This window comes from Streptomyces sp. NPDC001599, assembly GCF_042893535.1.
Taxonomy (GTDB): domain Bacteria; phylum Actinomycetota; class Actinomycetes; order Streptomycetales; family Streptomycetaceae; genus Streptomyces.
In genome coordinates, this window is sequence record NZ_JBIAVA010000016.1 from 35,804 (window position 1) to 46,958 (window position 11,155).

The following is an 11,155-nucleotide window of genomic DNA, read 5'->3' on the forward strand; positions in this document are numbered from 1 at the left end:
GTTGGGCACCGAGGCGGGCAGGGGCACGGGGGCCTGACGGGGGTGGGTCACTCGTGATTAGGCTGGTGTCGGGCGCGACACCAGAACCCGTGAGCGGGCGTCGGCGTCTCAGGGGGAGAACCGGTGGATCGGACGACCTCGGACAATTTCGAATGACAAGCAAGGGTCGCCCCAGCACGGCATGAGGGTGCTCGACCACACCAGGAGGAACTGTGAGCAGCGATCGGGACGGGATCCGCGGGGGCTGGGCTACACCCGGCGATGACCAGCCCGACGCGGAGTCCTCCGTCGAGACGACCGGCGAGTTCACCATCGACTACGCGCCGCCCGCCTGGTACACGCAGAACGCGTCCGGCGACGGCGGGCAGGGTGAGGGTGAGGGGGCCGATCCGCCTGCCGGTTCGGCCGGTTCTCCCCCGCCTTCCGCTCCGACGGCTCCACCCGCGCCTCGTGGTCCGGTTCCGCCGTTGCCGGGGCTGACTCCGCCGCCGCACGCGACGCCCCATGGGCCTTCCTCCGTGCCGGCTCCCGCCCCGGGCGCTCCCTTCACGCCTCCGCCCCCGGCGCCGGCTCCGGGGGCCGCGTTCACGCCGCCTCCGCCGCCGGGGCCGGGTGCGCCGTTCACTCCGCCCGCGCCGCCGAGCGGGGGGCCGGCAGGGGTGCCCAAGTTGCCGGTGGGGAGCGGGTTCGAGCCGCAGCCGTCGCCGTCGCAGCGGTCCGCGCCGCCGGAGCCCGAGCCGGAGCCGGAGGTTCGGACGCCGGAGCCCGAGCCGAAAGCCGTGGCCGAACCGGCGCCTGCCGCGGATCTCGCGTCTCCCGCGGCCCTGCCGTCCTTCCCGGCCGGGGGGTTCCAGCTCCAGGCTCCCGTTCCGCCGCCGCCCGCCGAGGAGCCCGGGGCAGCGGCCGAGCCCGAACCTGAACCCGACCGCGAGCCCGACACCGGCGACCTCGACAACGGCGACCTGGAAAGCGGCGCGACCATGCGCTTCTCCGCGGTTGCCCTCAAGCGTGAGATCGCCGAGCGGGCCGCCGCGGAGGAGACCCCGGAGGACACCGCCGGGGAGGACCCGGCGGCCGGTGCCGACGAGGCCCGTGACACGCCGGACGAGCCCAACGAGCCCTTCGTGAGCACGGGCTTTACTGACGCCGATACCGATACCGATACTGACCCTGACGCTGACGCCAATACTGACGTCGACACGGTGTCCGGCTTCGAGTCGGACTCCGACGAGGCTCCCGGCGCGGTGTCCGGTGACGCGCACGGCGACTTGGCCGACCCCCGCCTCGGTGGGTCGGCCCCCGCCGCCGAGCCGGAGCCGGAGCCGGTCGTCCTGGCGGCCGTCACCGAGCCCGAGTCCGCGGAGCAGACCGCCGCCGAACCCGAGGACAGCGTCCCGGCGGAGGACGAGCCCGTGGACGCCGTGCCCGCGGACGCGGTGCCCAATGATGCCGCCCCGCCGGCCGACGGCGTGCCGCAGGACGCCGTTCCGCAGGACGCGGCGCCACCGGCGCCCTCGGGTATGCCGCCGCTGCCTCCGTCGTACCCGCCGGTCGCGCCCGCGGCGGCCCACCAGTGGCCCGCACAGTCCCAGCCCCAGCCCGCGCCCGCCCCTCCCGAGCAGCCGGGCGTACCGGCACAGCAGCCTCCCTTCCAGCCGCAGGCTCCGCAGCCGGCGCCCGCCGGGTGGGACGCGCCGCCCGCCCCCCAGCCCGGTTACGGCTTCCCGCAGCCCGGTGCGCAGGCCCCACAGCCACAGACCCAGCCCCACTCCCCCGCGCAGGCGCCCGCCGGATACGGCTTCCCGCAGGCCCCGCAGGCCCCGCACGGGCCGTCGCCGCAGCAGCCGTATCCCGGTGTGCCGCAGCAGGCTCCGCAGGCTCAGAACGTCGGTCAGGCTCCGCCCGCCCAGCCGGTGCAGCCCGGCCAGCCGGTGCAGACGCCCAACGCACCCCAAGCGGCGCCCCACACCCCCCAGGCACCCCCTGCGCAGCAGCCGGAGTACCAGCCGCAGGCCCAGCAGCCCCAGCCGCACCAGCCGCAGCCCCAGCCGCACCCGCAGCCCGCCGATCCCCGGCTCGGAGCCGCCTGGCCGCAGCCGATGCAGCACGACCAGCGGCAGGCCACCAACCCGGGGGCGGCGCCGCTCGGGTACACGGCGGCCGTGGAGCTGTCGTCCGACCGGCTGGTGAACAACAAGCGGCAGAAGGCGAAGAGCAGCCGTCCGGCCGCCGGCGGTTCCCGGTTCAAGCTGGGCGGGAAGAAGGAGGAGGCCGAGCGGCAGCGGAAGCTGGACCTGATCCGCACCCCGGTGCTGTCCTGCTACCGCATCGCCGTCATCAGCCTCAAGGGCGGCGTCGGCAAGACGACGACCACCACCGCGCTCGGCTCCACGCTCGCCACCGAACGGCAGGACAAGATCCTCGCGATCGACGCCAACCCGGACGCCGGTACGCTCGGCCGACGGGTGCGCCGGGAGACCGGGGCCACCATCCGGGACCTCGTCCAGGCGATCCCGTATCTCAACTCGTACATGGACATCAGGCGGTTCACCTCGCAGGCCTCGTCCGGTCTGGAGATCATCGCCAACGACGTCGACCCGGCCGTGTCCACGACCTTCAACGACGAGGACTACCGGCGCGCGATCGACGTGCTCGGCCAGCAGTACCCGATCATCCTCACCGACTCGGGCACCGGTCTCCTCTACAGCGCCATGCGCGGCGTGCTCGACCTCGCCGACCAGCTCATCATCATCTCGACGCCGTCCGTGGACGGTGCGAGCAGCGCCAGTACGACGCTGGACTGGCTGTCCGCGCACGGGTACGCCGACCTCGTCTCACGGTCGATCACGGTCATCTCCGGGGTCCGCGAGACCGGCAAGATGATCAAGGTCGACGACATCGTGGGGCACTTCCAGACCCGCTGCCGAGGTGTCGTCGTGGTCCCGTTCGACGAGCATCTGTCCGCCGGTGCCGAGGTGGACCTCGACATGATGCGGCCGAAGGTGCGGGAGGCGTACTTCAACCTCGCGGCGATGGTCGCCGAGGACTTCGTCCGCCACCAGCAGTCGCACGGCCTGTGGACGTCCGACGGCAATCCGCCGCCGGTCGCCGCCCCGCCCATGCCGGGCCAGCAGATGCCCGGGCAGCCGATGCCCGGGCAGCCGATGCCGCCGCAGCAGGGCCAGCCGGGGCAGCCGGTGCCTGGGCAGCCGCAGCCGGGCCAGCCGTACCCGCCGCAGCCCGGGCCCGGGCAGCAGCAGCCGTACCCCCAGCCCGGTTACGGCCAGCCGTACGCCCAGCCCGGTTACGGATATCCGCAACAGGGACAGCCGGGACAGCCGGGGCAGCCGCCGCAGCCGCCGCAGCAGGGGCAGACGCCCCCTCCGCCCCCGCCCCAGCAGTAGCCCCACCACCTCCGAAGGCCCGCGCCGTCCTCGACGGCGCGGGCCTTCGGGCGTGTGCGAACGGCAACGTCCGCCCCAGCCGCCACGCTCTCACCAGGCAAGCGCCAGTGGTCTGCGCCAATGAGGGTCACGTATGGGTCAACTCGTCGTTTCCGCAGGCCACATGGGGTTTGACATACCGTTGACGCGCGCAGACTGCCGCTGGTAGACACACACTTCATTCCGCGTTCACCACCGTTCAAGCCCGCCTCACGCGAGGACGCCCGGCGTCTGCGCGTGCGATGACGCGAGGTCAGGTAGTCATGAACAGACACGATCAGCACGGCAGCGGACGTACCGCCCACCGGCCGTGGCGAACCCGTCTCCTCGCGGCAGCAGGCGCCGGTGCGCTGCTCCTCGCGTCGGGGGCGGTCGCCCCCTCGGTCTCGGCGAAGGAGGACGACGGCGGCAAGGGGGGCGACAAGGTGCTCACCGTCGCCGTGGCGCAGAGCGTCGACTCGCTCAGTCCCTTCCTGGCGGTACGGCTGCTCAGTACGAGCATCCACCGGCTGACGTACGAGTACCTGACCAACTACGACGCCAAGGACAACCACGTCATACCGGGGCTCGCCACGGAGTGGAAGTCCTCGCCGGACAAGCTGACCTGGACGTACACGATCCGTTCCGACTCCAAGTGGTCGGACGGCGAGCAGGCCACCGCCGAGGACGCGGCGTGGACGTTCAACACGATGATGACCGACCCGGGCGCCGCCACCGCCAACGGCAGCTTCGTCGGCAACTTCGCGGAGGTCACCGCGCCCAGCCCGACCCAGCTGGTGATCCGGCTGAAGAAGCCGCAGGCCACGATGACCGCGCTGGACGTGCCGATCGTGCCCAAGCACGTCTGGGAGAAGGTCGACGACTTCTCGAAGTTCAACAACGACAAGGACTTCCCCGTAGTCGGCAACGGTCCGTTCGTGCTCACCGACTACAAGCCGGACAGCTATGTGCGGCTCAAGGCCAACAAGGACTTCTGGCGCGGCGCGCCGAAGTTCGACGAGCTGGTCTTCCGGTACTACAAGGACCAGGACGCCGCGGTCGCCGCCCTGCGCAAGGGCGAGGTGTCGTTCGTCGCCGGGTCGCCGTCGCTGACTCCGGCCCAGGCCGACTCGCTCAAGGGCGAGGAGAACATCCGCGTCAACGACGCCCCCGGCCGCCGCTTCTACGCCCTGGCCACCAATCCGGGCGCACGGGCGAAGGACGGGACGAAGTTCGGTGACGGCGATCCCTCGCTGCTGGACCAACGGGTGCGCAACGCACTGTTCATGGCGGTGGACCGCAAGGCGATCGTCGACAAGGTGTTCCAGGGCCACGCGGTCGAGGGCGCGGGCTACATCCCGCCGCGCTTCTCCTCGTACTTCTTCGAGCCGTCGGCCCAGCAGGAGCTGGCCTACGATCCCGCGAAGGCGGCCCAGTTGCTCGACGAGGCGGGCTACCGGACGGACTCCGACGGCAAGCGCCTCGGCAAGGACGGCAAGCCGCTGGACTACCGCATCCTGTGCCACGCCACCGACCCGAACGACAAGGCGGTCGGCAAGTACCTCCAGGAGTGGTGGGGCGAGCTGGGCATCTCGGTCACGCTCAACTGCCTGGACAACGTGACGGACCCGTGGCTGGCCGGCAAGTACGACCTCGCCTTCGACGGCTGGTCCGTCAATCCCGACCCGGACTTCGTGCTCTCCATCCACACCTGCGCGGCGCTCCCGGCGACGCCGAAGGACACCGGGGCCACCGACAACTTCATCTGCGACAAGAAGTACGACGACCTGTACGCGCGGCAGTTGGGCGAGTACGACGCCGGCAAGCGAGCGGAGATCGTCAAGCAGATGCAGTCGCGGCTGTACGACACCGGGTACATGAACGTCATGGCGTACCCGAACGCCGTCGAGGCCTATCGCACGGACCAGATCGAGTCGATCACCACGATGCCGTCGGACGCGGGCAACATCTACGGGCAGGACGGCTACTGGAGCTGGTGGTCGGCGGTGCCCGCCGGCTCCGGTGACTCCTCCGGGGATTCGTCGTCGACCGGGACGGTGATCGGCATCGCCGCCGGTGTCGTCGTCCTCGTCGGTCTCGGGGTACTGTTCGCCGTCCGCCGGCGGGCGTCGGCCGACGACCGTGAGTAGCGCCACCGGCTCCGCGGTCGAGAAGCGGGCTCCCGCGGCCGCGGCGCCGCGGGGGCGCACCCGCAGCGCGTACCCGCGGTACGTGGCGGGGAAGCTGGCGGGCGCGGCCGTCTCGCTGTTCGCCGTGCTCGTGACGAGCTTCTTCCTCTTCCGGCTGATCCCCGGCGATCCGGTGAAGTTCATGACCGGCGGCCGCCCGGTCTCGGCCGAGCAGCTCGCCGTGTACAAGGAGGAGTTCGGGCTCGACCTGCCACTGTGGGAGCAGTTCACGGACTACTGCGTCAAGGCGCTGAGCGGGGACCTGGGCACGTCGTACCAGTTCCACGCGCCCGTCGTCGACAAGATCACCGAGGCACTGCCGAACACCCTGCTGCTCACCGGTACGGCCTTCGTGCTCTACACCGCGCTGGGTGCCTTCCTCGGTACCCGCTCGGCGTGGCGGCGCGGGGGGCTCGGCGACCGGCTCAACACCGGTCTGGCGCTGACGCTCTACTCCATCCCGTCCTTCTGGCTGGGGCTGCTGCTGATCATCGTGCTGTCGGTGGGGGTGGACCCGATCCCGGGGCTGTTCCCGACCGGGGGCATGGAGTCGGGCCGCGAGGAGGGCTTCGCGCACGTGCTCGACGTCGCGCACCATCTCGTGCTGCCGGTGGTGACGCTGGTCGCGGTGGAGTACGGGCAGACGCTGCTCGTCACCCGGTCGGCGCTGCTGGACGAGATGGGCAGCGACTATCTGACGACCGCGCGGGCCAAGGGCCTCAGGGACGATCTCGTACGGCGCCGGCACGCCGTGCCCAACGCGCTGCTGCCGACGGTGACGCTGGTCTTCGTCAATCTGGGGCGGACCGTGGCGGGGGTCATCCTCGTCGAGACGGTCTTCTCCTGGCCGGGGCTCGGCGGGCTGTTCTACCAGGCGCTCAGTGTGCCCGATCTGCCGCTGGTGCAGGGGCTGTTCTTCGTCTTCGCCGCCGCGGTGATCCTGATGAACACCCTGGCGGACCTGTTGTATCCGATGCTCGATCCGAGGGTGGGCCGATGAGCGCCGAGACCACCGAGACCACCGAATCCACGTCCGGGCCGCCGGCGAAGTCCGGTGCGCCGGGTCCGCGCGCTCTCGCCCGGCGGCGGCGCCGTGCCTCCGTCGCACGCTTCTGGAAGGAGTACCGCAGGCACCGTGCGGAGGTGTTCGGGCTGGCCACGCTGCTGCTGTTCGTGCTCGTGGCACTGACCGCGCCGCTGACCGTCGGGTCGGACGTGGACAGCGTGACCGACGCGCCCGGGCAGCCGCTGGAGAGCCCGAGCGGCCGGTTCCCGCTGGGCACCGACCAGTTCGGGCGGAGCCTGCTGGGCCTGCTGATCTGGGGCTCGCGCGTCTCGCTCCTGGTCGGGCTGCTCGCGGCGGCGCTCTCGGTGCTCATCGGCGCGCTCATCGGGATCACGGCCGGTCACTTCCGCGGCTGGTACGCCACGGTGATGATGCGGATCACGGACTGGTTCCTGGTGATGCCGACGCTGGTGCTGGCGATCGTGCTGGCGACGGTGCTGTCCCGGTCGCTGGGCACGATCGTGCTCGCGATCGGCGTGACCACCTGGCCGACCACGGCCCGGCTGGTGCGGGCGCAGACGCTGGCGGTGGAGTCGCGGCCGTACATCGAGCGGGCGAAGGCGCTCGGGGGCGGGCACTGGCACATCATGTCCCGGCACGTGCTGCCCAACGTCATGCCGCTGATCCTGGCGCAGACCACCCTGATCATCTCCTCCGCGATCCTGGCCGAGGCGACCCTGGCCTTCCTCGGGCTCGGGGACCCGGCGGTCGTGTCCTGGGGCGGGCTGCTGCAGGACGCGCGGGAGGCGGGGTCGGTGAGTTCCGGCGACTGGTGGTACCTGGTGCCGCCGGGCATCGGGATCGCGGTGGTGGCGCTGGCGTTCACGCTGTGCGGGCGCGCGGTCGAGGCCGTTCTCAATCCCAGGCTGGGGGTGTCCCGTTGAGTCTGCTCGAGGTGCGGGACCTGAAGGTGACGTATCCCGGCGGTGCGGCCGCCGTGCGCGGGGTCGACCTGACCCTGGCGGCGGGCGAGAAGCTCGGCATCGCGGGCGAGTCCGGCTGCGGCAAGTCCACGCTGGCCCTGGCGCTGCTGCGGCTGCTGCCGCCGGGCGCGCGGGTGGGCGGCGAGATCCTGCTGGACGGCGAGGACGTGCTCACGATGAAGTGGGGGCGGGTGCGGGCGGTCCGCTGGGCGGGGGCGTCGATCGTCTTCCAGGGCGCGATGCACTCGCTGAACGCCGTGCACCGCATCGGCGACCAGATCGCCGAGCCGATCCTGCTGCACCGCAGGGCCACGTCGGCGGGGGCGCGAAAGCGGGCCGGTGAGCTGCTGGAGCAGGTCGGTCTTCCGGCGGCGCGGGCCAGTGCCTACCCGCACGAGCTGTCCGGCGGCCAGCGGCAGCGGGTGATGATCGCGATGGCGCTGGCCTGCGATCCGCGGCTGATCATCGCGGACGAACCGACCACGGCGCTCGACGTGATGATCCAGGCGCAGATCCTGCGGCTGATCGAGGGGCTGGTGGGCGAGCAGGACGTCGGCCTGATCATGATCAGCCACGACCTCGCCGTGCTGGCCGACACCTGCGACCGGCTCGCGGTGATGTACGCGGGTCGGGTGGTCGAGGAGGGCCCGGCCCGGCAGGTCTACGACGACGCCCGTCATCCCTACGGCCGGGCGCTGTCGGAGGCGTTCCCCACGATCGGGGACCCGGCCTCGAGGTTCGCGCCCCGCGGCCTGCCGGGCGACCCGCCCGACCCGGCCGCGGTGCCGTCCGGGTGCGCGTTCCATCCGCGCTGCCCGGTGGCGCTGGACCTCTGTGCCACCCAGGACCAGCCGCTGCGGGACGCGGGCACGCGACGCCGGGCGGCATGCGTCCACGTGGGTCCGGACGGCACGGTGCCGCCGGACGGCGACGGGGCGACTGCCGGGACCGCAACCGGGAAAGCCGCCGGGGGCGGGAAAGGGGCCGAGGGCGAGAACACCGCCGGGCGCGGGAGCCCCGCCGGGCGCGGAGTGCCTGCCGCGGACGGCTCCTCCGCCGAGCGCGGCAAGCCCGCCGGGACCCGCGACACCGGCGAGGGCACGGAACCCGCCGGGAGTACCGCCGACGGCGACAGCGGGACGGCCGACGGCCACGGGAGAGGCGACGGACGCGGTGCGGGCGGGGTCGCGTCGGCGGAGGACGACGGAGTGAGGAGCAGTGCCCCATGAGCAGCACCATGCCCGACGGCCCACCCGATGGCCCACCCGGCGGCGCGCCCGGCGCCGCACCCCCGTTGCTGAGCGTCCGGGGTCTGCACGTCACCTTTCCCGGCCGGCGCGGGGCCGCCGCCGCGCGAGCCGTGGACGGGGTCGACCTCGACATCCGGCGGGGCGAGATCGTCGCGCTGGTCGGCGAGTCGGGCTGCGGCAAGACGACCCTCGCCCGTTCGCTGCTGGGCCTGGTCAGACCCACCGGGGGACGCGTCACCTTCGACGGTGCCCCTCTCGGGTACTCCGCCAGGGCGCTCAAGGCGTACCGCGGGCGGGCGCAGCTGGTCCTCCAGGATCCGAGCGGCTCGCTGAACCCGCGGCACACGGTGTACGACATCGTCGCCGAGGGCCTGCGCATCCACGGCCACGCCGGGGACGAGCGGACGGCGGTCGCCGAGGCGCTGTCGCGGGCCGGGCTGCGGCCTCCGGAGCGGTTCTTCCTGCGCTACCCGCACGAGCTGTCCGGCGGCCAGCGCCAGCGGGTCGTCATCGCGGGCGCGCTGGTCCTCCAGCCGGAACTCCTCGTCGCCGACGAGCCGGTGGCCTCCCTCGACGCGTCGGTGCGCGGCGAGATCCTCGCGCTGCTGCTGCGGCTGCGCACCGAGCTGGGCCTGTCCGCGCTGGTGGTGACCCACGACCTCGGTCTGGCCTGGAACATCGCCGACCGGGTCGCGGTGATGTACCTCGGCCGGATCGTCGAGACGGGCGCGGTGGAACAGGTGCTGACGGCCCCGCGGCACCCTTACACCCAGGCCCTGCTGTCCGTGCTCCCGGAGGCGCCCGGAACGCCGGTCGTGCTCACCGGCGAGCCGCCGGACCCGTCGTACATCCCCGGCGGTTGCCGCTTCCACGTCCGCTGCCCGGTGCTGGCGGCCGGCGAGGCCGCACGGGCCGGCGTCGCGGACGCCTGCCGGAACGGGGAGCTGGAGATCCTGCGCGGCGGCGACGAGTCCCAGGTCGCCTGCCACTGGGCCCGGGCGGAACGACCCGCCGCGGAACGGACGGGCTGACACGGCCGGGCAGGCGGGCGGACGCCACTGGGCAGGCGGACGTCGACGGACTGGCGGGAGACGACGGGCAGGCTCGGGCCGCCGGGTGAGGCGGACGCCGCAGGGCTGGCGGGCGGCCAACGGCCCGGCGGGACTCGACGGGCGGGCGGACGCCGCCGGGCTGGCGGGAGCGACGGGTGAAGGAATCGCCCTCAGGGCCTGGGGGCGTCCGTCGCGGTGATCTCTCGGCACCTGTCCACGTCCACGGCCATCTGCTCGAGGAGCGCGTCCAGCGTCTCGAACTTCGCCTGCCCGCGTACGAAGGCCACGAAGTCCACGGCGACGTGCAGGCCGTACAGCTCGAGGTCCACGCGGTCGATGGCGTACGCCTCGACCGTGCGCTCGGTGCCCTCGAACTGCGGGTTGGTGCCGACGGAGATCGCGGCCGGCATCGCCTCGCCCTGGGCGTGCAGCCAGCCGGCGTAGACGCCGTCGGCCGGGATCGCGGTGTGCGGGAGGGTCTCGACGTTGGCCGTCGGGAAGCCCATCTCGCGGCCGCGCTGGGCGCCCCGTACGACGACGCCCTCCACGCGGTGCGGGCGGCCCAGGATCTCCGCGGCGCCCGCCACCTCGCCCTCGGCCACCAGGCGGCGGGTCAGGGTGGAGGAGAACGGCTCGCCGCCGCCCGCCTCGCCGGTGACGTACAGGTCGACGACCTCGACCTCGAAGTCGTAGACCTTTCCCTGCTCGATGAGGAAGTCCACGTTCCCGGCGGCCTTGTGGCCGAAGCGGAAGTTGGGGCCCTCGACGACCGCCTTGGCGCGCAGCCGGTCGACCAGGACCTTGACCACGAAGTCGGCCGCGGAGAGCTTCGAGAACTCCTTGGTGAAGGGGAGGATCAGCACCGCGTCCACGCCCAGGTCCGCCATCAGTTCGGCCCTGCGGTGGTGCGGGGCGAGCAGCGGCGGGTGGCTGCCGGGGCGGACGACCTCGCTGGGGTGCGGGTCGAAGGTGACGACGACGGCGGGGACGCCCAGCTCGCGGGCGCGGTCCACGGCGTGCCTGATGATCAGCTGGTGTCCGCGGTGGACACCGTCGTAGGAGCCGATGGTGACGACGCTGCGTCCCCAGTCCTCGGGGATGTCCTCCAAGCCACGCCAGCGCTGCACTGTGTCCGCTCCTTGGTGCTTCCGTGGTTTCCATGGTTTCCGTGGTGACCCTTACGCAGGTCTAAGGGTGCCATGCCGTCCGGCTCCGGTCGGCATCGGCATCGGTGCTGTGACCGGGTGCACCCC

7 protein-coding genes are annotated in these 11,155 nt (G+C 72.6%); 6 read left to right on the forward strand and 1 reads right to left on the reverse strand.

Annotated elements, in window-relative coordinates:
* Positions 1-212: 212 nt before the first annotated feature.
* The 6 genes from ACFYZ3_RS31275 to ACFYZ3_RS31300 all read left to right on the forward strand — a co-directional run bounded on the left by ACFYZ3_RS31275 (position 213) and on the right by ACFYZ3_RS31300 (position 9,881).
* Positions 213-3,404, forward strand: coding sequence for an SCO5717 family growth-regulating ATPase (locus ACFYZ3_RS31275; RefSeq protein ID WP_388524702.1), 3,192 nt, complete (start codon positions 213-215; stop codon positions 3,402-3,404).
* A gap of 302 nt (positions 3,405-3,706) precedes the next feature.
* Positions 3,707-5,572, forward strand: a complete 1,866-nt coding sequence (locus tag ACFYZ3_RS31280; protein WP_388524705.1) for an ABC transporter substrate-binding protein — start codon at positions 3,707-3,709, stop codon at positions 5,570-5,572.
* Positions 5,565-6,611 (forward strand): ABC transporter permease, encoded by a 1,047-nt coding sequence (locus tag ACFYZ3_RS31285; RefSeq protein WP_388524707.1) that lies wholly within the window; start codon positions 5,565-5,567, stop codon positions 6,609-6,611. Before ACFYZ3_RS31280 ends, ACFYZ3_RS31285 begins: the two co-directional genes overlap by 8 nt.
* On the forward strand, positions 6,608-7,561 hold the full coding sequence (locus ACFYZ3_RS31290) for an ABC transporter permease (protein WP_388524710.1): 954 nt from the start codon (positions 6,608-6,610) through the stop codon (positions 7,559-7,561). The genes ACFYZ3_RS31285 and ACFYZ3_RS31290 overlap by 4 nt, the downstream gene beginning before the upstream one ends.
* On the forward strand, positions 7,558-8,829 hold the full coding sequence (locus tag ACFYZ3_RS31295) for an ABC transporter ATP-binding protein (protein WP_388524712.1): 1,272 nt from the start codon (positions 7,558-7,560) through the stop codon (positions 8,827-8,829). Before ACFYZ3_RS31290 ends, ACFYZ3_RS31295 begins: the two co-directional genes overlap by 4 nt.
* Positions 8,830-8,837: 8 nt before the next feature.
* Positions 8,838-9,881 carry an ABC transporter ATP-binding protein gene (locus ACFYZ3_RS31300; RefSeq protein ID WP_388524925.1) on the forward strand — a complete coding sequence of 348 codons (1,044 nt, stop codon included), beginning with the start codon at positions 8,838-8,840 and terminating at the stop codon, positions 9,879-9,881.
* A gap of 191 nt (positions 9,882-10,072) precedes the next feature.
* Here the strand turns inward: ACFYZ3_RS31300 and ACFYZ3_RS31305 are convergent, their stop codons facing one another.
* Positions 10,073-11,029, reverse strand: a complete 957-nt coding sequence (locus ACFYZ3_RS31305) for a bifunctional riboflavin kinase/FAD synthetase (protein WP_388524715.1) — start codon at positions 11,027-11,029, stop codon at positions 10,073-10,075.
* Positions 11,030-11,155: the final 126 nt, after the last annotated feature.

Excerpts from the sequence above, each read along its gene's own strand:
- ACFYZ3_RS31280 (WP_388524705.1), top strand. The coding sequence starts at position 3,707 with ATGAACAGACACGATCAGCACGGCAGCGGACGTACCGCCCACCGGCCG.
- ACFYZ3_RS31290 (WP_388524710.1), top strand. The coding sequence starts at position 6,608 with ATGAGCGCCGAGACCACCGAGACCACCGAATCCACGTCCGGGCCGCCG.
- ACFYZ3_RS31300 (WP_388524925.1), top strand. The coding sequence starts at position 8,838 with ATGCCCGACGGCCCACCCGATGGCCCACCCGGCGGCGCGCCCGGCGCC.